Origin of the sequence: Psychroflexus aurantiacus, from assembly GCF_010820555.1 — a bacterium.
GTDB classification, from domain to species: Bacteria; Bacteroidota; Bacteroidia; order Flavobacteriales; family Flavobacteriaceae; genus Psychroflexus; species Psychroflexus aurantiacus.
This window is the reverse complement of the sequence record NZ_JAAIKD010000003.1, coordinates 277,778-303,591: the sequence shown is the minus strand read 5'-3', so window position 1 is coordinate 303,591 and position 25,814 is coordinate 277,778. Positions and strand designations below refer to the sequence as shown.

At 38.4% G+C, this 25,814-nt stretch carries 13 protein-coding genes; 9 read left to right on the top strand and 4 right to left on the bottom strand.

All coding sequences use genetic code 11. The features are described from left to right. Positions 1-3: 3 nt before the first annotated feature. Positions 4-666, bottom strand: a complete 663-nt coding sequence (locus tag G3567_RS06805) for a TetR family transcriptional regulator C-terminal domain-containing protein (protein ID WP_164004577.1) — start codon at positions 664-666, stop codon at positions 4-6. A 157-nt stretch (positions 667-823) separates the two neighbouring features. Between G3567_RS06805 and htpG the strand changes: the two genes are divergently transcribed. The 7 genes from htpG to G3567_RS06770 all read left to right on the top strand — a co-directional run bounded on the left by htpG (position 824) and on the right by G3567_RS06770 (position 8,533). After that, positions 824-2,716: a molecular chaperone HtpG gene (htpG, locus tag G3567_RS06800; protein ID WP_164004576.1), complete on the top strand. Its 1,893-nt coding sequence runs from the start codon at positions 824-826 to the stop codon at positions 2,714-2,716. 517 nt (positions 2,717-3,233) lie between these two features. Next, entirely contained in the window at positions 3,234-5,180 is a 1,947-nt protein-coding gene (gene thrS, locus G3567_RS06795; RefSeq protein ID WP_164004575.1) for a threonine--tRNA ligase, read from the top strand. Positions 5,181-5,240: 60 nt separating this feature from the next. Continuing rightward, a complete protein-coding gene (infC, locus tag G3567_RS06790) occupies positions 5,241-5,756 on the top strand; it encodes a translation initiation factor IF-3 (protein ID WP_262501428.1) in 516 nt (171 codons plus the stop codon). A gap of 25 nt (positions 5,757-5,781) precedes the next feature. Beyond that, on the top strand, positions 5,782-5,979 hold the full coding sequence (rpmI, locus tag G3567_RS06785; RefSeq protein WP_164004574.1) for a 50S ribosomal protein L35: 198 nt from the start codon (positions 5,782-5,784) through the stop codon (positions 5,977-5,979). 82 nt (positions 5,980-6,061) lie between these two features. Beyond that, complete coding sequence (gene rplT / locus G3567_RS06780) at positions 6,062-6,406, top strand: 50S ribosomal protein L20 (RefSeq protein ID WP_093367421.1); 345 nt, start codon at positions 6,062-6,064, stop codon at positions 6,404-6,406. A 477-nt stretch (positions 6,407-6,883) separates the two neighbouring features. Beyond that, positions 6,884-7,654, top strand: a complete 771-nt coding sequence (locus G3567_RS06775) for an ABC transporter substrate-binding protein (RefSeq protein WP_164004573.1) — start codon at positions 6,884-6,886, stop codon at positions 7,652-7,654. 69 nt (positions 7,655-7,723) lie between these two features. After that, complete coding sequence (locus G3567_RS06770; protein WP_164004572.1) at positions 7,724-8,533, top strand: alpha/beta fold hydrolase; 810 nt, start codon at positions 7,724-7,726, stop codon at positions 8,531-8,533. Here the strand turns inward: G3567_RS06770 and G3567_RS06765 are convergent. Beyond that, a complete protein-coding gene (locus G3567_RS06765; RefSeq protein WP_164004571.1) occupies positions 8,530-9,234 on the bottom strand; it encodes a DUF4197 domain-containing protein in 705 nt (234 codons plus the stop codon). The two genes, G3567_RS06770 and G3567_RS06765, sit on opposite strands and share 4 nt — an antisense overlap. Positions 9,235-9,381: 147 nt before the next feature. On the opposite strand from G3567_RS06765, the gene G3567_RS06760 reads away from it, so the two are divergent. Continuing rightward, complete coding sequence (locus G3567_RS06760; RefSeq protein WP_164004570.1) at positions 9,382-12,816, top strand: methylmalonyl-CoA mutase family protein; 3,435 nt, start codon at positions 9,382-9,384, stop codon at positions 12,814-12,816. Between the two features lie 265 nt (positions 12,817-13,081). Next, complete coding sequence (locus G3567_RS06755; protein ID WP_164004569.1) at positions 13,082-13,645, top strand: hypothetical protein; 564 nt, start codon at positions 13,082-13,084, stop codon at positions 13,643-13,645. 278 nt (positions 13,646-13,923) lie between these two features. Here G3567_RS06755 and G3567_RS06750 read toward each other — a convergent pair whose 3' ends face one another. Both G3567_RS06750 and G3567_RS06745 read right to left on the bottom strand, forming a co-directional pair. Further along, positions 13,924-16,668, bottom strand: a complete 2,745-nt coding sequence (locus tag G3567_RS06750; protein WP_164004568.1) for a cation-translocating P-type ATPase — start codon at positions 16,666-16,668, stop codon at positions 13,924-13,926. Positions 16,669-16,846: 178 nt separating this feature from the next. Beyond that, the gene (locus G3567_RS06745) at positions 16,847-25,537 is read right to left on the bottom strand and encodes a GH36-type glycosyl hydrolase domain-containing protein (protein WP_164004567.1); all 8,691 of its coding nucleotides are present in this window, start codon (positions 25,535-25,537) and stop codon (positions 16,847-16,849) included. Positions 25,538-25,814: the final 277 nt, after the last annotated feature.

The window sequence follows — 25,814 nt, the reverse complement described above, 5'->3', positions numbered from 1 at the left end:
GTACTACTTCATTGATTCTTTGTAGAGAAATTTTCCAAAATCGAAAACTTTCTCAAGAGGTGTATTATCGAAGACATCAAAAATTGTATTAACTGATTTTTCTATCGCTACATCAGTCTTCTCGAAATCGGCTGATTTATCGTCTTTCCAAAATCTGAGTAAAAACAAAAATTGAATCCAGGCACCTTCTGAATAAATCCTTTCGTTTCGCTTTAAGAAACTGTAATTTTTTTCATCGTTGTCATCTTCAATTAAATCTTTGGCAAAGGATTTAATATGTCGTCTTAGACCTTTAAGTTGTTTAAGATTCTTTAGCTGACCTTCATTTTCTTCAATTACATAAAGAACATAACTTCTGTTTGCCGTTAGAATTTCAAAGAAGGTGTAGAAAAACGTCAGCATTTTTTCTCTGCTACTATAATTTTCCACTTCTTCGTTCTGCGTCATTAAGGTATGCGCATTGTCGAAAAAAGTTTCCCAAATCTCTTCTCGTAAGGCTTCAAAATTTCCAAAATAGGCGTAGAAGTCTTTCTCTTCAAAATTATGATCCTTGGCAAATTTGTAAACAGATTTCGGACTGTGCTCATGTTCCAGAACATGATCCATATAATAGGTAATGATATCGATCTTCGATAACTTTTTTTTGGTTTTGGTCTTGGCTGCCATAAATGTAAATTTATATACAAATATAATTATTGTTTAATCTTTAAAACTTAACTTTAAACGAAATCTTTTGTTAAATGTACAGATCTCTGTCAGTTTGTCATAAACTGATGTGCGGTATTCGGTTTGTTATTGATGTTTAAAATTAAATACAATTCATATGGCTACAGGTAATATTAATGTTTCGGTAGAAAATATTTTTCCACTGATCAAAAAGTTTCTTTACAGCGACCACGAGATATTTTTAAGAGAACTCATATCCAACGCAACCGATGCGACTCTTAAAATGAACCACCTGGTGAGAATAGGTGAGGCTAAAATTGATGTTGGTCAACCTAAAATTGAAGTCAAAATTGATAAAGACAACCAAACCCTTCACATCATTGATGAAGGAGTGGGGATGACCAAAGAAGAAGTAGAAAAATACATCAACGAAGTTGCTTTTTCCGGAGCTGAAGAGTTTTTGGAAAAATACAAGGATTCCGATGCTAAGGACACAGGTATTATTGGTCACTTCGGACTTGGTTTTTATTCAGCTTTTATGGTAGCAAATAAAGTTGAAATCAAGACTAAATCCTGGAAAGATCAACCTGCTGCGCACTGGACCTGCGAAGGAACGACTCAGTTTACTTTAGAGGAAGGTGATAAAACGGAAAGAGGTACCGAGATTATTCTTCACATCAATGATGATGAAAAGGAGTTTTTGGAAGAATACAGAATCAACGAACTTCTGGTTAAGTATAACAAGTTTATGCCGGTTCCTATCAAATTCGGAACTAAAGAAAAAGAGCTTCCAAAAGCGGAGGATGCCAAGGAAGACGAGGAACCAAAAAAGGTAACAGTAGATAACATTATCAATAATCCGGATCCGGCCTGGACCAAGCAGCCGACTGAACTCGAGGAGAAAGATTACAATTCCTTTTACAGAGAATTGTATCCAACTCAGTTTGAAGAGCCGTTGTTTCACATTCATTTGAATGTGGATTATCCGTTTAATCTGACGGGTATTTTATATTTTCCGAAACTGACCAACGACCTATCGATTCAGAAAGACAAAATTCAGTTGTATCAGAATCAGGTATTTGTAACCGATAATGTTGAAGGTATTGTGCCGGAATTCTTAACTATGCTCAAAGGGGTTATCGATTCACCGGATATTCCGCTAAACGTTTCCAGATCTTATTTACAGGCGGATTCTGCTGTGAAAAAGATTTCAAGTTATATCACCAGAAAGGTAGCAGACAAGTTGAAATCGCTTTTCAATGATAATAGAGAAGATTTCGAAAAGAAATGGAATGATATCAAAGTGGTGATTGAATACGGTATGTTGTCTGAGGACAAATTTTTTGAAAAAGCTCAAAAATTCGCCTTGTATCCAACCACAAACAATACCTATCACACGTTTGAGGAACTTAAAAATGAAATCACGGAACTACAGACCGATAAAGACGGGAAGTTGGTGGTTTTATATGCTTCCAATAAAGATCAGCAACACAGTTATATCAAAAGAGCGGAGGCAAAAGGTTACAAAGTACTGCTTTTAGATTCTCCGATTGTTTCTCACTTGATTCAAAAACTGGAGCAGGAGAACGAACAGAAAGTATCTTTTGTGAGAGTAGACAGTGATCATGTTGAAAACCTGATCAAAAAGGAATCGGAGCAGGTTTCTAAACTTAGCGATGAAGAAAAAGAAACGGTCAAGACAAGTTTTGAAACTGTTGTGCCTAAAGAAAAGTATACTGTACAACTCGAAGCTTTAGATTCTGACACCGCCCCCGTCATGATTACTCAGCCGGAATTTATGCGTCGAATGAAAGAGATGCAGCAAACCGGTGGCGGAGGTATGTTTGGCATGGGGAATATGCCGGAGATGTACAATCTGGTGGTCAATACCAATAATCCTTTGATTTCAAAAATTTTAAAAGCAAAAGAGGATGCCAAGAGAGAAACACTGATTAAACAGTCTTTGGACCTGGCTTTGCTTTCTCAAAACCTTTTAAAGGGAGAAGAGCTCACCAATTTTGTGGAAAGAAGTTTTAAATTGATCAAATAAAAGCACCAACGTTTTTAACTGCAAAACCACTTCATCGAAGTGGTTTTGTGTTTTTATGACATTAAGAAATGTCACCTTGCTCTTCTAGTTTTTTTTAGAAATTTAATACGGTTAAACTTCTTATAAAAATAAAACTAACAATGAAGTCGAGATGTGGATGGTTCTCTACTTCGTCTGCCTGCGTTTCGCTTAGGAAGTCAGGCTCGAACTTGAAACAAGTAATTGATAACCTATAAGTTATGCGTAAACATCATTGGTAGTATCGCGACGCCAGGGCATTGTGTTGAAAACTGGACTCATCTATCTCACTTCAAATTGCTCTCGATACAAATCAACCTGGTTTTTTAGTTCAAAACCAAATCGATTCACTCGAGCTGACAAATCCCAACATTTTAAAAGGCTTATTCATGAATTAAAAATATCAAACAGTTCAGACAACAAACCCCAAACAAACGAGATTTCATGTTGCAAAGAAATATTAAGCTAGTATCTTTGCTCAAAATCAATATCAATATCAATGATCAATATTACCTTACCAGATGGAAGTGTAAAGCAATATGAGAAGGGTACAACACCGCTTCAGGTTGCTTTAAGTATAAGTTCAGGCTTAGCCAGGAATGTGATTTCAGCAAAATTCAATGACTCTATTGTTGAAACCACGACCCTGCTTCAGGAGGATGGTAAGTTGGTCCTGTTAACTTTCAATGATGATGAGGGGAAGCAAGCCTTCTGGCATTCCACTTCGCATGTGATGGCACAGGCTCTGTTGAAATTATACCCGAAGGTTCACCTTACCATCGGACCCTCTATTGAGAACGGGTTTTATTACGATGTGGAGCTAAACGGTGAGGTGATTTCTGAAAATGATTTTCCAAAAATTGAAGCCAAGATGCTGGAGCTCGCCAGAGGAAAACATGATTTTGAGATGCGTGAAGTGAGCAAATCTGAAGCTTTAGACTATTATAAATCTAAAAACAATCCCTTCAAAGTCGAACTGATTGAAAATCTTGAAGACGGTACGATTACATTTTGTGATCATGACGATTTTACCGATTTGTGCAGGGGCGGACATATTCCGAACACGGGATTCATCAAGGCTGTAAAGCTGATGAACATCGCCGGAGCCTATTGGAGAGGAGATGAAACCAATCCTCAGTTGACCAGAATTTACGGGATTTCATTTCCAAAGCAAAAAGAATTAAAAGAATATCTCGCACTGCTTGAAGAAGCCAAAAAACGCGATCATAGAAAACTGGGGAAAGAATTGAAATTATTTACCTTTTCTAAAAAAGTTGGCCAAGGTCTGCCACTTTGGTTGCCGAAAGGAGCGGCGCTTAGAGACCGGCTCGAGAAATTCATGAAAGATGCTCAGGAAGCAGCAGGTTATCAGCCTGTGGTTTCTCCGCATATCGGCCAGAAAGAATTATACATGACCTCAGGTCATTTTCAGAAATACGGAGAGGATAGTTTTCAGTCCATCAAAACCCCTCAGGATGGGGAAGAGTACCTTTTAAAACCGATGAACTGCCCGCATCACTGTGAGATTTTCAATTCACAGGCCTGGAGTTACCGGGATTTACCACAGCGTTATGCTGAATTTGGTACGGTCTACCGTTATGAGCAAAGTGGGGAGCTTCACGGACTGACAAGAGTGAGAGGGTTTACCCAGGATGATGCGCATATTTTCTGTATGCCTGAACAGCTGGATGAAGAATTCAAAAAGGTAATCGATTTGGTTCTGTATGTGTTTGGGGCCTTAGGCTTCGAAAACTTTACCGCTCAGGTTTCTTTAAGAGATCCCGAGAATCCGTCCAAGTACATCGGTTCTGATGAAAACTGGACAAAAGCAGAAGCTGCGATTTTAAATGCCGCAGAAGAAAAAGGACTTAATTACAAAGTAGAAACCGGTGAAGCCGCGTTTTACGGGCCTAAGCTCGATTTCATGGTGAAAGATGCTTTAGGGAGACAGTGGCAGCTGGGGACGATTCAAGTGGATTACAATCTTCCGGAGCGATTCGAACTGGAATACAAGGGAAGTGACAATGAGATGCACAGGCCTGTGATGATTCACAGAGCACCGTTTGGGAGTTTAGAACGCTTTATAGCTATCCTGCTGGAACACACAGGAGGAAATTTCCCCTTATGGTTAATGCCCGAGCAGGCTATTATCCTATCAATCAGTGAGAAATATGAAAATTATTCTAAAAAAGTTTTAAGTTTACTGAAAAAACACGAAATTCGCGCCACATTCGACAATCGAGGTGAAACCATGGGTAAGAAAATTCGTGAAGCCGAGATGAATAAAATTCCTTACATGCTGATTATAGGGGAAGCGGAAGTTGAAAATGAAACCGTTTCAGTAAGAAAGCATGGTGGAGATGATCTAGGGGAAATGCCCATTGAAAGCTTTGCCAAGATCTTACAAGTCGAGACCGATAAAGAAATACATACATTTGAAGTTTAATTAAAAAAATAGATAGCCATAGCAATACGTAGAAAAAAATCAAGACAGGCCCCGAGGCAGATTAAAGAAAACCCTCACAAAATCAACGAGAAGATAAGAGCTCCAAAGGTTCGTGTCGTTGGTGAGAATGTTAAAGTAGATATTTATTCTCTCAAAGAAGCTTTGGCCATGGCCGAAGAGCAAGAGCTGGACTTAGTTGAAATATCTCCTAAGGCAGATCCTCCTGTTTGTAAAGTTATGGATTACAAGAAATTCTTGTACGAACAGAAAAAGAGAGAAAAACAGCTCAAACAAAAAACGACTCAGGTTGTGGTTAAAGAAATTCGTTTTGGTCCCAATACAGATGATCATGATTACGAATTCAAAAAGAAAAATGCAGAGAAGTTTCTTAAAGATGGTGCCAAGCTGAAAGCTTTTGTCTTCTTTAAAGGACGTTCTATAGTCTTTAAAGACAAAGGGCAGATCTTGCTTTTAAGATTGGCTCAAGATCTGGAAGACATAGCTAAAGTAGAGCAGATGCCAAAATTGGAGGGTAAAAGAATGATTATGATTCTTGCTCCGGTTTCAAAAAAATAATTGCGATAATCCTAAATACATTCAGATGCCTAAAATGAAAACCAAGTCGAGTGCTAAAAAGCGTTTCAAAATTACCGGAACAGGTAAAATAAAACGTAAACATGCATTCAAAAGTCACATTTTGACCAAAAAGTCAAAAAAGAGAAAATTGAAGTTAACTCATAGCGGTCTAGTAGACAAAGCCGATGAGCACAGCATCAAAACTCAATTACGCTTAAAATAAGCAAACAAGGTTAATTATTAATCCATGGAGTTAGGCTCATAAAATGTTACTCGTAACTGCCTACTACAAAAAACTTTAAAATATGCCAAGATCAACAAATTCTGTCGCTTCCAGAGCCAGACGTAAAAAAATAATGAAGCAAGCTAAAGGTTACTTTGGACGTCGTAAAAACGTTTGGACAGTAGCCAAAAATGCAGTCGAAAAAGCAATGTTATACGCTTACAGAGACCGCAAGACCAAGAAAAGAAATTTCAGGTCACTTTGGATCATAAGAATTAATGCAGCTGCGAGATTACATGGTTTATCCTATTCTCAGTTTATGGGAAAAGTAAAAGCTCACAACATTGAGTTGAATAGAAAAGTCCTTGCGGATTTAGCTATGAACAATCCAGAAGCTTTTAAAGCCGTAGTCGACAAAGTCAAATAAATTCTAACTTATTATCGCAATTGAAAAGCACTTGTTTTTAGAAACAGGTGCTTTTTTATTTTTAATCAGTCTAATAATGTATTATAGCGATTTACTCCTTTTTTAACAGAATTAATTTTGCTTCTCTTTATATTGGTTCAAAAATTGGAATAATCTTTAAAACGTAACCATATGCCTATTAGATTCGCAAATAATTGCAGCAATTGTAAAAATTTAATCGAAAAAACATTTTGTAGTAAACACGAGGTGTTGGTGTCTCAAAAATACACCTGCGATTTATTTGATATGAAAGCAGAGCTTAAGAATGAAAGAAGTTGTTCGAATTGTAAGAAACATGAAACTTCAAATTGTGCACATCCTGCCAAAGCGGCTCCCGGAATGTTATGTTCTTCCTGGGCACCTACGGCATAATTCATTAAAAAGCATTAAACCTATACCAGCAGATTACTTTCTGCTGGTATTTTTTTTAGTTTATTTATGAAAGACCAATTACACAGAGCCCTTCATGTTGACACTGTGCCAAAACGCATTGTATGCCTGGTGCCGAGTCTTACCGAAATGCTGGTTGACTTAGGACTGAAGCACAAACTGCTGGGAGTCACAAAATTTTGTGTGCATCCACAGGATATACGAACCCATGCGGAGGTCATTGGAGGTACTAAAAACATCAAACACGATCAGATACGGGAGCTAAATCCTGATTTTATTTTAGCCAATAAGGAAGAAAACGAATTGGAGGATATAGAACGCCTATCCGAATCCTATTCCGTGTATGTCAGTGATATTAATTCTATTGAAGATTTACTGCAGTTGATTCGGGACCTGGGTGAACTCTTTTCTATACCGAAAAGGTCCAGTCAGCTTGCGGATGACATCCAAACCAGCTTTATCAAATTCAGCAGAGAAACCCAGCATGAGCCAACCTTGAAAGTGGCCTATTTCATTTGGCGAGATCCCTGGATGGTTGCCGGTTCGTCTACCTTCATCGATTATATGCTGAAACTGAACAATTTTGATAATGTGTATAAAGACTTGCCTCGCTACCCAGAAGTGGATATCGATAAACTAAAGCCCGTAGATTATATATTCCTGTCCTCGGAGCCCTTTCCCTTTAAAGACCAGCATAAAAAGGAGTTTGAAATGAATCCTGATCAAATCCAAATTGTAGATGGAGAATATTTCAGCTGGTACGGGTCGAGGCTGCTTAAAGCTTTGGATTACTTCGGTCAGCTTAGGGACAAATTATAAAGTTTTGCTAGGATTCGAGGACTTTATTTCAATAATCAGATATCTGTGTATATTTGCGAAAATTAAAACTTGATACACCATTCCACTTATATTCATAAATCATCTCAGGACTGGGTGACTTTTGTGCATGGTGCTGGTGGAAGTTCTTCGATATGGTTTAAGCAGCTGAGAGCCTTTAAATCTCAATTTAATGTTCTGCTTCTCGACCTCAGAGGCCATGGGAATTCCAATCCTAAGCTTCAGGATTCTCTGGATGAAAATTACACGTTTGACGCGATCACCAACGATATCATTGAAGTTTTGGATGTCAATAACATTCAAAAGTCCCATTTTGTGGGGATTTCTCTGGGTACAATCCTGATCAGAAATTTAGCTGAGAATTATCCGGAACGGGTTTCCAGCATGATTATGGGAGGTGCGATTATGAAAATGAACGTCAGGTCTCGATTTCTGATGAATGTAGGTGTTATATTCAAGTCGGTTGTTCCTTATATGATTTTGTATAAGCTGTTTGCGTTTATCATCATGCCCAGGAAAAACCATAAGAAATCCAGGAACCTCTTTGTGAATGAAGCTAAGAAACTGTATCAGAAAGAATTCATTCGCTGGTTTAAGCTCACTTCTGAAATTAATCCCTTACTAAAGTTCTTCAGACAAAAAGCCATTGATATTCCTTCTTTATATGTGATGGGTGAGCAGGATTATTTGTTTTTACCAGCGGTAAGAAAAATTTCAGAAACGCATAAAGAAGCCAAATTATTTATTTTGCAAAATTGTGGACACGTGGTTAATGTTGAGCAACCCAAGGTGTTTAATACGCAAGTCATAACTTTCATTAAAAGCTTGAGTCAGCAGCCTTACGCACTCAGTACGTCCTAATCCTGAAGGGCAAATACGCGTCTCAACAGTTCTGTAGATCGTTCATTTAAGTCATTCCTGATCTGTATCTCTTCCAGTTCTATCATCTTGTAAACCCCTCTTAAAGCCTCACTGGTCACATAATCGGTCAGATCTGGATTCACCTTATCTGTAAAGGGTACCTGGTTGTACTGCGTTATGAGATTATCCCAAATTTGATCGGCGCCCACTTTTTGAAAGTTTTCCTGGACAACAGGCTTAAATTTTTGATATAACTCCGTTTGTGTCTTCTCTCTTAAATAAGCGGTGGCCGCTGTTTTTTCTCCCAGGAGTATTGTTCTTGCCTCCTGAAAACTCATGTCCCGAATCGCATTCAAAAAAATGGGTGTGGCTTCTTTTACCGCTTCCTGAGCAGTTTCATTAAGGGCCTTAATGCCCTGATCTGCCAGATTGCCGAGACCAAAGCTTCGCAGGGTACTTTCTATCTTGGACAATTCTTCCGGGAGTTCAATCCTGACCAGAGCATTGTCATAAAAACCATCCTCTTCCGTCAATTTTGAAACCTGTTCTGTTACACCTTTTGATAAAGCCTGCTGTAAACCATTTGCAATCTGTTGTTCGCTCAGCATCCCGGACTTTGCAATTTCCCTTGAAATTTGTCCGAGTTCTGCACAGGAAGACATAAAAAAAGCAAATATGACGAGTAAAATTGAAGGTTTCATGCTGTTGAATTTGTGTGAATTCTCAATATACGATGTTTAAAGCCCTTATCCTTACAACTTTTCGTTATTCTAAGCTTAAATCTTCAGCTTTAAATTGAATATTTCGTAATTTCACGCCTCAAAAATTATATATAATTTAATATCATAATGGAGCAACAAAAACCATATACCCCACAACACCAGATACGAATTGTCACTGCCGCCTCTTTATTTGACGGCCATGATGCTGCCATCAATGTGATGCGTCGAATCATTCAGTCCACCGGTGTGGAGGTGATTCATCTTGGTCACGACAGAAGTGTTGAAGAAGTTGTCAATACCGCTATACAGGAAGATGTGAATGCTATTGCTATGACCTCTTACCAGGGAGGGCATAACGAATACTTCAAATACATGTACGATTTACTTCAGGAGAAAGACGCCGGACATATCAAAATCTTCGGTGGCGGGGGAGGCGTTATCCTTACTGAAGAAATCGAGGAGTTGATGGACTATGGCATTACCCGGATTTATTCTCCGGATGACGGTCGTGAAATGGGACTCCAGGGGATGATCAATGACTTGGTTAAGCAAGCTGATTTTCCAACGCCGGAACTTAAAGCTCCAAAGAAGACCAAAGAGAATCTTGACAACAAAGATGTTAACACGATTGCCAGATTGATTTCTTTAGCTGAAAACAGGCATGATGAATTCAAACAGGTTTTTGAACCCATTCAAAAGAAGAATACAAATAAAGTTCCTGTTTTGGGAATTACGGGAACCGGGGGCTCTGGAAAATCCTCTTTAGTCGATGAACTGGTTCGACGTTTTCTCGTTGATTTTGAAGACAAACAAATCGGGATCATCTCAGTAGATCCCTCCAAAAGAAGAACGGGCGGAGCCCTGCTTGGGGACAGAATTCGCATGAACGCCATCAACTCTCCCAGAGTGTATATGCGTTCGCTAGCAACAAGACAATCCAACCTGGCATTGTCTAAATATGTTCAGGAAGCTGTGGAAGTCATGAAGGGGGCCAACTACGATCTTATCATTTTAGAAACCTCGGGTATAGGACAAAGCGACACAGAAATCCTGGACCATTCCGATATTTCACTGTATGTCATGACCCCTGAATTTGGGGCGGCGACACAGCTTGAAAAAATCGATATGCTGGATTTCGCTGATTTGGTAGCAATCAACAAATTTGATAAACGCGGCGCGAAAGATGCCCTGCGGGATGTGAAAAAGCAATACCAGCGCAATCACAATCTTTGGGATGCGAAGCCGGAAACGCTTCCGGTATATGGTACCATTGCTTCTCAATTCAACGATCCAGGCATGAATATTCTTTATAAAAGAATCATGGACCAGTTGTCTGAAAAAACATCGACAAGCCTAAAGAGTGATTACCAGATTACCGATGAAATGTCGGAGAAAATCTTTGTGATTCCACCGGCAAGAACTCGTTACCTTTCAGAAATTTCTGAAAACAACCGGTCTTACGACGAGAAAGCGAACGCACAGGTTGAAGTCGCTCAAAGACTTTACGGAATTTTCAAAACCCTGGAAAGTGCCACCAGTTCTAAGCTGCAGTTAGATAAAAACGGCATCGAAGAAAGTCATCTGGAAGAGGTGACTACGTCAGACAATGAGACTTTGGTGGATCTGCTTAAAAAAGAATTTGACCGGGTTAAGATGGATTTGGATCCTTACAACTGGGAGAAGATTTTAGGCTGGGAAAATGTCGTTCAAAAATATACCGACGATGTTTACACCTTTAAAGTAAGAGACAAAGAAATCAAAATTGACACCTATACGGAGTCGCTTTCCCATCTAAAAATCCCAAAGGTAGCCTTGCCGAAATACAAGGCCTGGGGAGATCTGCTCAAGTGGTTGCTGCAGGAAAACGTGCCTGGCGAGTTTCCTTACACCGCCGGACTTTATCCTTTCAAAAGGACAGGTGAAGATCCTACGCGTATGTTTGCCGGTGAAGGTGGTCCTGAACGAACGAATCGCAGGTTTCACTATGTGAGTGCCGGTCTGCCTGCCAAGCGTTTGTCAACAGCATTTGATTCTGTGACCCTGTATGGAAACGATCCGGATCACCGACCAGATATCTATGGTAAAATCGGGAACGCGGGTGTTTCTATTTGCTGTCTGGACGATGCTAAAAAACTCTACTCCGGATTTGACCTGGCTGATGCCATGACCTCTGTGAGTATGACTATAAACGGACCAGCGCCTATGCTGCTCGGTTTTTTCATGAATGCAGCCATCGATCAGCAGTGTGAGAAATACATCAAGGAAAACGGTCTTGAAAAAGAAGTTGAAGCCAAGATCAAAAAGATATACAAAGCAAACGGCAGCGAGCGTCCAGCCTACCAGGGCAAGCTTCCTGAGGGCAATAACGGATTGGGTTTGATGCTGCTTGGCGTGACCGGCGATATGGTTTTACCAGCAGATGTTTACCAGGAGATCAAGATGGAAACCATCGCTGTGGTTCGCGGAACGGTTCAGGCCGATATCCTTAAAGAAGATCAGGCTCAGAACACTTGTATTTTCTCTACCGAATTTGCCATCCGTCTGATGGGCGATGTTCAGGAGTATTTTATCGAGAATAAAGTGAGGAATTTTTACTCGGTTTCTATTTCCGGGTATCACATTGCTGAAGCCGGCGCCAACCCAATCACGCAACTGGCTTTGACTCTGTCTAACGGATTTACCTACGTCGAATACTACTTAAGCCGGGGTATGGATATCAATAAATTTGGGCCTAACCTGAGTTTCTTTTTCTCCAATGGCATCGATCCGGAATATGCCGTGATTGGCCGGGTAGCCAGACGTATCTGGTCCAAAGCCATGCGCGATAAATACGGTGCGAATTCGAGAGCACAGATGTTGAAATATCACATTCAGACCTCCGGAAGATCGCTTCATGCCCAGGAAATCGACTTTAACGACATCCGCACCACATTACAGGCGCTGTATGCGATTTACGATAACTGTAATTCCCTGCACACCAATGCTTACGACGAAGCCATTACCACGCCAACCGAAGAATCGGTGCGACGTGCTATGGCGATTCAGTTGATTATCAATAAAGAACTGGGTCTTGCCAAAAATGAAAATCCAATTCAAGGTTCTTTTATCATAGAAGAATTGACAGACCTTGTCGAGGAAGCCGTATTGCTCGAGTTTGACCGACTTACAGAGCGTGGAGGCGTGCTTGGTGCCATGGAAACCATGTACCAGCGCAGCAAGATACAGGAGGAGAGCCTGCATTACGAAACCCTTAAACACACTGGAGAATTCCCAATTATCGGGGTGAATACGTTTTTGAGTTCCAAAGGATCGCCCACGGTGAAACCAAGAGAAGTCATTCGTGCGACTGAAGAGGAAAAAGAATACCAGATCAATACGCTCACTAAGCTGCACCACGTGTATAAAGACAGAGCACAGGATCAGCTGAAGCGTATCCAGGAAGCGGCTATCAAAAATGAGAATATGTTCGAAGAATTGATGGAAGCCACCAAATACTGTTCTTTGGGACAAATCACCGAAGCCTTGTTTGAGGTTGGTGGTCAGTACCGTCGAAATATGTAAGCAGAGAGCCACCTTACATTGCCCAAAGCTTTGGCATGGGAAGGCGTGCGAATCGCTTATACCGATAAACAAAGTGATTTCGATATTTTATAAAAAAGCCTGCCCCTGACAGATATCTGTCAGGGGCAGGCTTTTTTATGGTTAAGCACTGCAACCACCTCACACAGAGTTTTTCAATAGATTAAAAATAAAGCAGATTTTATTGTTTTCACTGTTTGGGTTTAGGTTAAAAATCATAATTTCAATAACCTGATAAGTATTGTATATGCAATACCTTAAATGTGCAGCTTTTTTTAAACCAAATACAATCTTTGTAAGTTTGGATTCTTCCGATTATGTGCCAAAAAATATAAATAAGTTGTATCAGGATACGCGCAAGAATGACTACGGTATGCTTTTGTGTATTCCCTATTCTACGGTTAGCCTGACTATAGAGAAAAGTATTCACCTTCGGTTAAAAAATATTCCCTCAGACTGGAAAGAATCTTTTGACATTGGACATAATAATTTGTCGATTTTGACATCAATTCTCATGTCTCAAAACTGGAAAGGAACGCTCAATGTTCATGTCGTTTGTGAAGAGGAGAATTGTTTTACTTCAGATGATATAAAGAGATTAAATTATATGGTAAGATTTCCAAAAAACACAAATATGGACGTGAGGCAAGGGGGGTTGAAAGAGCATGTTGCCAGAGGACGGAGCGCAGATATTAATATTTTTACCACATTTGAGGATATGAAAATTGAAGATAGGTATGAGCTCGTGAATTCATCCAGAATCTCAGGCCATTTTTGTTTGGACTCTTCGCAAATCAATGCATTGGTTTAGAGAAAAACTATTCAGATAAGAATACAGGATAAAGATTTTGCTGAATAGTTAGAGTATTTAGAAACGAGTGAATACTTCACAGAGTTTATAAACGGACTTATATTAATTGAAAAAAAAGGATTACAGGGGCTGGAGGGAAACCACGGTCTTAATCAATAAAAAAGACCCAGTAAAATGATCGCTGAATAATAAGACACATGTTATATTTTTCAGATAGTCCACTACTATAAACTGCAAATAAGACTGACGGCTAAATTTTGTATTATAACTGCTAAACTTTAAAATTTCTTCCAAATAGCTTTGATGCTCTGTATAATCACAGAAGGAATAATACTTGCAATTGCAATAAGTATCCAGGTTTTCAACTCGAGCTGCTGAAAGGAAAAAATCTTAGCCAAAGCAGGAATAAAATAAGAGATTATGACAACCGCAAAACACAAGGTAACAGACATCCAAACCCATTTATTACGTGTTACCTGATTATTAAAGAAATTCTCATTGGCTTCCCGCATATTGAAGGCATGAATAAACTGACAAAAGGCAAGGCTGAAAAAGACAATATTATTATTGACAGCTTCAGATTTTTCCCAGACATAATGAGAATAAAGATAAGCACTACTTATCGACATGGCAATGATGAATCCATAAATAGTAATCTGCATCCAATTGGTTTTAGACAGAATAGGCTCTTCAGGATCTTTTGGGGGCAACTTCATTACTTGGGGTGTTCCTCCGCCAATTCCAAGTGCAAGTGCAGGGAACACATCCGAAAGCAAATTCAAAAAAAGCAGCTGTAATGGTAAGATAGGGAGCACAAAAAGTGTAAAACTCAAAAGGGCGATAATGAAAATCTCGCCAAGGTGATAGGACAACTGGTAAACCACAAACTTACGAATGTTTCCAAAGATAATTCGTCCTTCTCTGATGGCTTCCACAATAGACCCAAAGGCATCGTCCTTCAGCACCACATCCGAAACTTCCTGAGCTACCTGTGTTCCTCTTTTTCCCATGGCAATGCCAATATCAGCTTTTTTCAAGGCCGGGGCATCATTTACGCCATCTCCGGTCATTCCTACAATTTCTCCTTGATTCTGATAGTGCGTTATCAAACTGAGCTTCTGTTCCGGATCTACCCTTGAGAATACCCGCGTATCTATAAGTTTTTGATTGTCTTTCTTATCCAGTTCTTTCTTCAGATGCTTTCCGTGGATAACTTCTTTATTTTTACAGGCATTTTCTGCAGAGAGATGTATCTGTTTGGCCACATTGAATGCCGTACCAGGATGATCGCCGGTAACCATAGCTACCTTTATTCCCGCATTTTTAGCTATTTCTATGGAATCTGCTACTTCCTTTCTTGGTGGGTCTAAAAAGCCGATGAGTCCAACGTATATTAGGTCTTCCAGAAAGTCATCATCTTGGGGAAGCGCATCGGTTTGCCTGAAGGCAAATGCAAGAACACGCAAGCCATCTTCTGCAAGAGTATTATTTTTTTCTTCCCAATTCTTTCTATCCTCATCGGTGATGTCCTTTACTTCCCCGTTTGTCAGAATGCTTTTGGATCGTTTAAGAATAGCTTCTGTTGAACCCTTCCCAGAAATGTAAAAACCTTCCTTAGTTTTATGAACGGCTCCCATCATCATCGATTCTGAATCGAATGGATCATGAAGCTCTCGGCCAAGTTTTTTGTTTTTCTGATAAAAATCTGAATCAAACGCCTCCACAAACTCTAATAAAGCAATTTCCAAAGGATCTCCGCTAGCCTTAGAGTTTTCAATTTTTCCTTTTGAATTGCCTTTCTCTTTTTTAGAGGAATCATCTTCATCATCACCTAAAGAGGCATCATTAGCTAATACAGAAATTTTAAGGATCTGTCTCAAGTTTTTATTCTTAGCTATGTCTTTGGACCCTTTAAGTTTAGGTGGACTCCCTTTTTCCCATTCCACTTCAGTAATATCTTGCTCGGGGAATTGAAAGGTATTAACCGTAAGTTTGTTTTCGGTTAGGGTTCCTGTTTTATCGGTAAGAATAACGGTGGTTTCTCCCAGAGTTTCTACAGCTCCAAGTTGCTTTATGAGCACGTTTTTTTTGGATAATCGGAACATACCCCTTGCTAGAGCAATACTAGCCACAATAGGTAAGCCTTCCGGAATTGCTGCAATAGACCAAGCGATAGCAGTTTGGACGAGCTGGTAGATCTCTTTTCCTGCAATCCAACCCAACACAAAAAAAGCAGCGGCCATACCTAAAATAACCCAGATGAGGCTACGGGTTAGTTTGTTGAGTTTTTGATTAAGCGGAGTTTCTTCTTCTTTCTGATCGTGAACCATAGCAGAGATATTGCCTACTTCTGTATCCATTCCAGTTTTAAAGACAATGGCCTTGGATCGACCGCCAGTTACGGCTGTCCCTTTATGAAGGATGTTTTTGCGATCTGCTACCTGAAGTTCTTCTTCTAGAATCTCTGCATTTTTATTCACCGGTACAGATTCTCCTGTCAACGGGGATTCATCTACCTGTAACTCTGTGGCTTCAATAATACGTGCATCTGCCGGAATTAGGTCCCCAGATTCTACGATGAGTAAATCACCAGGAACTAATTCTTCTGCATCTATTCTTTTTTCTTTGCCATCTCTAAGTACTGTCGCCTTAATTTTATCCATCTCTCTAATGGCTTCCATCGACTTTTGAGCCTGAAACTCCATCCAAAATCCAATAATTGTATTTAATAACAGAACTACGAGTATGGCTATTGCTTCTGGAGTATCTCCAAAAATAAATGCAACCACTGAAGCAACCGTGAGCAGATAAATAACCGGATTGTTGATTTGTGAAAGTATAATCTCCCAAATGGAACGCTGCTCCTGTTCTTCCAGTTCATTGCGCCCGTGTTCCTTAAGTTTTTTTCTTGCATCTCCGCTAGAAAGACCCTGGTCTGGACTGGTGGAGAAATGTTTTGTTATGTCTTTCCAATCTTTGCGATATGCATCTTCAATAGGACTTCCGTTGTTATTTTCTGCCATCTGATTAGGAGTTAGTTGAGTTTCATGAATTAGACCCTAAGAGATATGAAAATTGTAATTTATCTTTGTTATTATTACTCTTATTGGTTCTGGGATCTAGTTTTGAATACAACTTGTTTTATAAAAAATAATCAATCGATTATGTGTAAATTAATTAAAAAGGTTCAATTATTTTAAATTATACCTTTTTAATTGTTAACATAATTTGATGCCTTTGCTTGTCTTTTTTTATTGGGATAATTGCAGGTAAACTTTTGAAAGTTACATTTTCTCCGTCAATGCTTCCTTCAAGCATACCCGACTCATGTCCTTCTGGATTTTCTATAGTAATAGTATAAGTGGTTTTGTTGTTATCTAAAACCATATCTATACTATACTCTTTCCAACTTTTAGAAATGGAAGGTTTCAACAAAATGGAGTCGCCATTGAATTGCAAGCCTAAGACAGATTCTAGTGCAACTCTGTACATCCATCCAGCAGAACCAGTATACCAAGTCCAGCCACCTTTTCCTGTAAGTGGGGCTTCACCGTAAACATCTGCTGCTACAACAAAAGGTTCTACCTTATACTTATCTGCTGATTCCTGGTTTAGCGCATGATTTATGGGATTTATCATATTCAAATAATGAACAGCCTTTTCTCCATACCCCATTTCTGCAAATGCTTTGACTGTCCATAAGGCAGCATGTGTATATTGTCCGCCATTTTCCCTAACTCCAGGAATATAGCCTTTAATGTAACCTGGATCTTTATCAGTTTTATTAAAGGGAGGTGTGAGTAAACGAATTAACTTGTCACCTTCAGAAACTAGATTTTTTTCTACAGCCCTTAATGCTTGTTTGCTTCGTTCTTCAGAAGCAACTTCTGAAAAAATTGACCAAGCTTGAGAGATAGCGTCTATTCTGCATTCATTATTTTCTGAAGAACCAAGTGGTGTCCCATCGTCATAAAATGCCCTTAGATACCATTCTCCGTCCCAGCCTTCTGTGTTGAGCTTTTCTTTAAGATTTTCTGCTATAGTTTTGTATTCATTCGCCTTAGAAATATCATTCATTATCAGACAAACTTTTTCAAACCGTATTAATATGTAATAGATAAAAAATCCAAGCCATACACTTTCTCCTTTTCCTTCCTCACCCACTCGGTTCATACCGTCGTTCCAATCTCCTCCACCTATCAGCGGTAGATCATGAATACCAAATTGAAGTGAAATATCAATAGCTTTACAGCAGTGTTCATAAAGTGTGCCTTTATTTTGAAGCGTGTTTGGATGCAGGTAGGCTTCATGTTCAGAAGGCTTAAGTTCTCGTGCAAAAATATAGGATAATTCCTCTTTCAGGATAGATTCATCATTTGTGGATTGTAAATAAAACTCTACCGTATAAGGCAGCCAGAGACGGTCGTCTGTAATTTTGGAACGAATACCCCTCCCTGTTGGAGGATGCCACCAATGCAGCACATCACCTTCTTTAAATTGATGCCTGGCATGCAGTAAAATTTGTTTACGGCATAATTTGGGGTCTACATACATTGCTGCAGCGGCATCCTGCAATTGATCTCTAAAGCCAAATGCTCCTCCAGCCTGATAAAAACCGGTACGTGCCCAAATACGGCTGGATATGGTTTGATACATCAACCAACCATTCATCATCACATCTAAGGATTTATCAGGAGTTTTGACTTGAATTTTTGAAAGCAATGTTCTCCAAAAGCTTTTGATATTTTGAAGCTCCGTGTCTGCCTGTGTAATGTCCGAATAATACTGAATGATCGAATCTGCTTCATTTCTGGTTCGGGTTTCTCCTTCCAGAAAGATGAGAGTAACTTCTTCACCAGATGCTAACTCAAAATTAGTTTGAATTGCGGCACAAGAATCGCCTCCTGTCTGAATTTTGTTTTCAAGAAATTCTTTTGAAGTGATCGCAACTGGTTTGTCCAAAGAGCGATTTCTCCCGATAAATTGCTGACGGTCTGTGGTGAAACAAAAACTAGAATCTTGTAAAGAATTAATAACCGAAGTAAATACGGTTCTCCCTGCAAATTCATTATTGTAATTGTTTCTTGCAAATATAGTCTTTCCATCATCAGAAGCTTCCTGAATAACAAATCGAGAAGCGCTTGTTCTTTCAATACCTAAAACCCTCTCTAAATACCTGAATACAGAAAGTTTCTGTATTTCACTCCCGGTGTTTTTCAAAATGAGTTTAGAAATTTTTACGGATTTATTTTCGGGAACGAATTGTATGAGTTTATGATCTAGATTATTAGAGGTAAGATGAAAGCTTGTGTAACCAAATCCGTGTATAACATGATAAAATCCTGAACCAAAAACAGGACCAGGTGTGGGAGACCAGTATTCCTTTGTTTTTTCATCCCTGATGTAAAACGCTTCAGAGTGCAAATCTGTAATCGGATCATTAGACCATGATGTAAGTTTATTTTCCCGGCTGTTTTCACTCCAGGTATAACCAGCGCCACGTTCAGAAACTGTAAAACCAAACTGGTGGTTTGCAATTACGTTGATCCATGGTACGGTAGGGAAAATATGAAGGCCAGTATCTGGATCTTTTATAATCAGGATATGATATTCTTTTCCATCTTCAGAGAACCCACCATATCCATTAAAGAATTGCAGTTTACGTTGTTTTTCCTTAAATAAATCATCTGTCATAACCTCTGATTCTTTTAGGGGAGAATACACTGTTTTTTCGCCTTCGATATACCATGAATTGGTTTCTGCAGATTCTTTTGTTTTTGAAAAATTAGGTAATTTTTTGTCAAAAATAGCGTGAGCTACACTGAATAAGAGTGAGAAATCTTCCTCCTTGATTTTATCAGCCCTACAGGTAAACACACCTCCTCTTTTATTGAAAACATCCCGCTCAAGTGAAGACTCAATAGCTAACTGAATTGCATCTTGTACTTCATCTATATATCCAGGGGCATGTTCATTTATAATAAGTAGTTCAGATTCAATACCTCGCATTCGCCAGAAAGCATGTGCCTTGAATAAAGATTTCACATGTTTAAGTTGTTTGGAATCATTGATACGGAATATAACCAATGGAAAATCTCCAGATATTCCATATGGCCAAAGATCATGTTGTTTTTTCTGATTGAGCTGAAGCAGATATTTATTTGTCCTGTACAAGGGGTCTGCATAGTAAATATAAGACGATAGTTTGTGGAAGTAATGGGCCTGTCTGCTATTTATTGCAATATGATTTAACAGCACCGGACCATGCACTGTAGCGAGATCAAAAGCCCTGTTGACAGCTTGCTGACTGTCATAAATATCAGCCATTTGTATAGCCTCACCCCTTGATCTAGCAAAGCCAAGACCGAATGAAATTTTGATTTTTTGCCCGGCATTAAGCTTAATTTTTTTTCGAAAGCTAACAATCGGATCTGATACATTTCCTTGGGAACCTTTAAAACGGTTTCGGTCATCCATTGCCTTTGGATTGCTTAAAGTTCTGCCTTTACCGATAAAATTTGATCTTTCTGTCTCAAATTCCAGCGAATTAGGTTTGTCATGGTCATTGCAAGCAATAGTATGAACGAGCCAAATAGGTTTTTCTTCCTTACTTCGTGGCCTTCTTTTAGCTAAAATAGTATGGTGCATCGGTAAATATTCCGTTTCTACAAATAGTTTAGAGAATGTGGGATGCGCATTATGATCAACCATCCTATTTAACACAACTTCAGCATAACTAGATATCTCAAGAATACGTTCGCGATCAGAATAGTTGGTTAGAGTTAGTCTTCTGAGTTCGATTTGGTGATCTACAGAAACACAAATTTCAGAGGTTGTTTCAATCCAATCGTCAACCCGGGAGCATTCCATTTTACCGTTGTGAAACCAGGTATCATATCTGTCTGGTTTTCGTTTAACTGGTTGATGCATTGCAGACCAAAATTTGCCATTTTCTGTATCCTTGATGTAAAAGAAAAATCCAAGAGGATCTTCAGTGGGGTCAGGTTTCCAAGAATTTGTCATGATGCCGTTTGAAACTGAATAACCAGTGCCTGCATGAGTTATCATTGCAGAGAAATTGCCATCTGAGAGAGTGTGTAATCTTGGGGGACTCGTGTCGAGCTCATTTATTCCAGAGTGTTCTGCTGTACTGCTTGCAGACGATTTTATTTTGGGTTCAAGTTCAGCATCAATAGGGTGGGGTTCTTTGATAGGTACTCCTCTAGGTATTCTTTCCTGTAAAATAAGTTCTAAACTTTTTACTGATGAGTCAGCATGGAAATTGTTATTAATAGTCCAGCCATTGAGAAAATTATCAAGCGCTATCAGGCTCATGCCGTGATGATGAACCATAAATATTTTTACTATTTTAAAGGGTTCGTCAGCCAACATGTGTGAGGGGGTGTAATCAATGGCATCGTAGAACCCCAAGAGTCCTAAACCGCCTGATTTTTCAATTCTTTTTAAGTTTTGAATTGAAATTTCAGAATCCTCCATAAGGGCAAGTAATGAAGCATAAGGTGACACAACATACTCATCCGCCAAGCCACGTTTTAATCCAAGCCCGGGTACTCCAAATGAGCGATATTGGTATTGCATATCGATATTGAGAAAATAATAAGCACTTTCAGAAAAACCCCAAGGAAGATTCCGTTTGTTGCCATATATTTTTTGCCAATTAACTACATTTTTATAAGTATGACTTAATATAGTATCTTGAAACGAACGCATAAAAAGTAATGGCATTAAGTATTCAAACATGCTCCCACCCCAGGAAAGCAAAATTTCTTCACGATTAATTTTAGTTAATCTTCTGCTTAATCGAAACCAGTGTTCAACTGGAACATCTCCTTTTGAAATAGCAATATAAGAGGCAATTCGTGCCTCACTTGCCAAGAGGTCATAGGTGCCTTTATCCAGTTGAGCTGTATCTAGGTTATAACCAATACTGAACAAGCCTCTTTTTTTAAGATATAGAAAAGAAAAATCCATATTCTCAATCATTTTTTCTGAAAGTGATATAATATCATTAGCAAGATTTTGCCATTTTTCCAGTATCTGATAACAATCTTGATGAGTGTCATCATTCTTTAGTAAAATGCTTAATTCATGAGGAGAATAAGCATGCACATTAATCTCTTCTGGAACGAGCAGGAATTTGTGTTCAGCAATTGCTTTTTCAATTAGCTTTAATGGGCTTTCAATCCAAAACAGCATGTTCCCGATTCTTCTCTCATCCATCAAGTCGTCGGCAGAAAGAAGGTTTACAGCACTTAAGCTTACGGCGTCTTGTTTCAAAGCTCTAAGCAGGTCAAGGTTTATGTGATGATTTAATTCTGTTTCAGAGCTTAGTTTTTTAAGCATTACATTTGTAAAATGAGAAACCTGATTAAAGGAATTTTCAGGAAGTAGATTCTTATTATTGTACTCATCAAAAATTTCTCTTATCGTAAGGAGGGAATCCTGCAAACCGGCTACGATATTTTTGTTGATACCTCTTGTGTTCATTACCTCTTCAATTGCTTCTTTGACAACAATTAAACTCGCAGCCAAGTTTCCTGAATCTACGGTGGAAATATATCTGGGATTCAAAACATTTCCAAGCCGTGTCTCATACCAGTTAAAAAAGTGACCATTATGTTTATCGAGTAAATTTATAGCATGTAATGATTTTTGCTGTCTTTCTAATAATTCACCCATTGTTATATAGCCCATATTATATGCTACCTGATTGGATACCAGTCCCAACCCCATATTAGTAGGAGAGGTTTTTTCAACAACTGGTAGCGGTGGATCTTCCTGATAATTATCTGGAGGGAGCCAATTATGTTCTTCATTGACAAAACGTTCAAAATAAAACCAAGTTCGACGGGCATACATACGAAGTCTTTGCCGGTCTTTTTCATTTACTGTCCTAAATCGTTTTTTTATAGGTTGGCTGATATACCAAACATAAAATGGCGATCCCACCCAAAACAGAGAAAATGGAGTGACAAACCATAGATAAGATGGCGCAATAACCAAAGCAGTTATAAATATGGCAACCCCCAATACTATGGGAATTACCATTAAACGAAGATAGGAAATTAGCGAATTTGGACTTTCATTTTCAGAATGAGAAGCCGTTTCCCATTCAAGCAAGCCTTTTTTTGATATAACCAGTCGATACAAGGACTTCAAAACGGCATCCAATTGATTGAATGCTTGATGAGGAAAAATTATAACCGTGGATATAGCCTGGGCTGTGTTTATTTTCAGATTGTCGGAAACTTTCTCCATATAAAGTTGCCATCCTACCCTAGCAGGACGGTTTAACAGATCGCTCGATAAGTTAACATATATTTGAAACGCCAAGATTCCAAAAGTTGCTCCTATCCAAACCCACCATGAACCCGGCAACAGGAATAATCCGGCTACAAAGAAAATGGTTAAGAATAAAAAATTCAGTGATCTCCGAAGATTGTCAAATATTTTCCATTTTGACAGAAGGTTTAATGGATTTCGATTTTCCCCGTTTTGTCTAGGAACTTTAGAAAAGAGCCATGCAGCAATTTGCCAATCTCCTCTAGCCCATCTATGAGCCCTTCTGGTATAACTATTATAAGTGCTAGGATAATCGTCAAACAATTCAATATCGGTAGCAAGTCCTACCCTTAAGTAGCCACTCTCAAGAAGGTCATGAGAAAGTATTCTGTTTTCCGGAAACTTTTTACGTAAAATTTGATTAAAAACCCTGACATCATAAATGCCTTTGCCGGTAAAAATTGCTTCTCCTGATAAATCCTGATAAATGTCTGATACAGCTGCAGAATAGGGATCTATCCCTACATTTCCTGAAAATATTTTTGAAAACCATGTATATCTAGCTGATTCTGGTGAAAAAGAAATACGCGGTTGTATGATTGAATAGCCTCTGGTAATTCTATTTTTTTTATGATCATACCATGCCCTGTTAAGTGGGTGAGCAATTGTACTTATCAGTTTTTTTGCAGAATCAGGCGGTAATTTTGTATCAGCATCAAGAGTGATTACGAATTGTACTGGATTTGAACATAATGAATTTAAAAAATCACCTGTAATTAACGTAAAAGATGTTTTTGAAGTTGGATTACAAATCAATGAATTTAATTCTTCCAGTTTTCCTCGTTTTCTTTCCCATCCCATCCAGATATTTTCCACGTTATTCCATAAGCGTTCCCGATGGAGTATAAAAAACCGATTTCCATACTCTGATGAATACCTGTTATTTAAATGATTAATTGCATTTTCGGCTGTTTCCAAGATTTCATTTTCGCCTTCCAAACTTTTCTCACTTGCATCTCTAAAATCTGAAAGCAAAGCGAATTGAAGGGTGTAATCAGGATTTGCTAAAGAATGGATTTCTAAATTTTCAATTTGACGCAAAACATCATCCCTGGAGGTTATCATAGTTGGGATAACCACAAGTGTCCTTGATGTAGCGGGTATTTTCTTCCTATAATTCATTTTCGGAAGTATTCTGGGTGTTAACAAAATGGTGAAAATCCTGTTTATAAGCGTTAATGAAAAATCAAGAGCTGGGAAAAAAGCCACAAGAATCACAATTGCTATAACTGATATTGAAGAGTTAACTGCACCAGTCATCTTTAATAAAACCCACACAAAAAGAATTGTAAAACAGAAAAGTGTTATAAGGTATAAGTGGAAATGTTTTTCAAAGAGTCTGAAAAATCTTTCCTTTATAGGAAATGAATATCCAACTTTTTTTGTGATTTCATCATATCCATCCCCGATTAGAAAATAGCCTATATGTTGCATAACATGACTATTATCGGTTAAGGATCCATCATCAGCTTTAGGATTTTTCTCTGCCTGTTCTTTTGCTAATTGCAAAGCACAGTTTGACACCTCGGTTTCTGAAAGATTTGAGCCTCTACTCAATTTTTCAATGGTTTGTCGATACCTGTCTCTTGTTTGGAAGTCCATTGCTGAATATTGCTCAGCAGGGTCCATCATAAGAATGCGGTCTATTACAGAACAATCCTCCACAAAATCTGACCAATCAGTTTCAGTTATTTCTCGCAGGGAGACGACTGCATTTTGAATATTTAACTGAAGCCTTGACTGTTTTTTTGCTTCTAAAGTAATTGCATCTTCCAGTACTACATTATATTTGCTTATCTGGTAATCGAACCAACGTTTTTCCTCTTCTTCAAGCAGGTCTTTAGAAAATAGATGATTATATAACTCTATAAGGTATAACAACCCCAATTTTCCTGATCGGGCTCTTATCCAATTTGATATTGCATGAGAAAATACACCAGGCTCCTGCAGATTTTTATTATCAATCTCTTTTATGAATTCGTCTACTTCATTTGAGATTTTTTTTTGATCTAAAATATGTGAGGCTTTTTCTGCCAACATTTGTATGAGGAATAAGCGAATCATAATGGGAATGGCCCAAAGCTCACCCAACTTGAGCGTCTCTTCTTCCTGATATGACCGTATATATTCCAACAAGACTTCATTATCTAAAACATTATCAGTATGGATAAGTATGTTGCGTATTACTTCATAAATCCTGGGATAACCTTTATACTCACCTTCCAATAATACGGGAATAGATTTTTGATATGCTCTTGGAAAATCAACAGAAATTTCAACAATCTGTTCTTGAATAATATAAAAATTATCCAGTAGCCATTTTGATGCTGATGAAATTTCTTTTTCAGATTTCAATCTTTTAGAAAGTGTTCGATAAGTTTCGTTAAGAATTTGTTTTGCATCTTGAAGAATGGGCTTAATAGGTTTCGGATTACTGTAAGTAGATGAAACCTTATGAATTTTGGCCAAATTGATGGCACTCCTTTCCAGAAACCTAATGTTGAACGAGACTGTCTGTTTATCTTTCATATACATATATAATTGAAAGCTAGTATACCCCGCGTTTTCTGTCAATGAATTATTCAACTAACCGAATTCTGATCACTATTTACATCAAAACTCAATTACAGGCTTCTAGCTTTATTCTTCAACAAAACGATAAGTCTTGTTAAAAATAATAAAACTTAATTGAATAAGTACTAGTATATTATGATAATCTACTGATTTGTAGGTGTTAATGATTGCGGGAATTTTTAAAATCAGAATTTTCTTTTAACTGTAAGTTTTTATTGCTGGGGAAGCATGA

Excerpts from the sequence above, each read along its gene's own strand:
- G3567_RS06805 (WP_164004577.1), bottom strand. The coding sequence starts at position 666 with ATGGCAGCCAAGACCAAAACCAAAAAAAAGTTATCGAAGATCGATATC.
- htpG (WP_164004576.1), top strand. The coding sequence starts at position 824 with ATGGCTACAGGTAATATTAATGTTTCGGTAGAAAATATTTTTCCACTG.
- thrS (WP_164004575.1), top strand. The coding sequence starts at position 3,234 with ATGATCAATATTACCTTACCAGATGGAAGTGTAAAGCAATATGAGAAG.
- rpmI (WP_164004574.1), top strand. The coding sequence starts at position 5,782 with ATGCCTAAAATGAAAACCAAGTCGAGTGCTAAAAAGCGTTTCAAAATT.
- rplT (WP_093367421.1), top strand. The coding sequence starts at position 6,062 with ATGCCAAGATCAACAAATTCTGTCGCTTCCAGAGCCAGACGTAAAAAA.
- G3567_RS06775 (WP_164004573.1), top strand. The coding sequence starts at position 6,884 with ATGAAAGACCAATTACACAGAGCCCTTCATGTTGACACTGTGCCAAAA.
- G3567_RS06765 (WP_164004571.1), bottom strand. The coding sequence starts at position 9,234 with ATGAAACCTTCAATTTTACTCGTCATATTTGCTTTTTTTATGTCTTCC.
- G3567_RS06760 (WP_164004570.1), top strand. The coding sequence starts at position 9,382 with ATGGAGCAACAAAAACCATATACCCCACAACACCAGATACGAATTGTC.
- G3567_RS06755 (WP_164004569.1), top strand. The coding sequence starts at position 13,082 with ATGCAATACCTTAAATGTGCAGCTTTTTTTAAACCAAATACAATCTTT.
- G3567_RS06750 (WP_164004568.1), bottom strand. The coding sequence starts at position 16,668 with ATGGCAGAAAATAACAACGGAAGTCCTATTGAAGATGCATATCGCAAA.
- G3567_RS06745 (WP_164004567.1), bottom strand. The coding sequence starts at position 25,537 with ATGAAAGATAAACAGACAGTCTCGTTCAACATTAGGTTTCTGGAAAGG.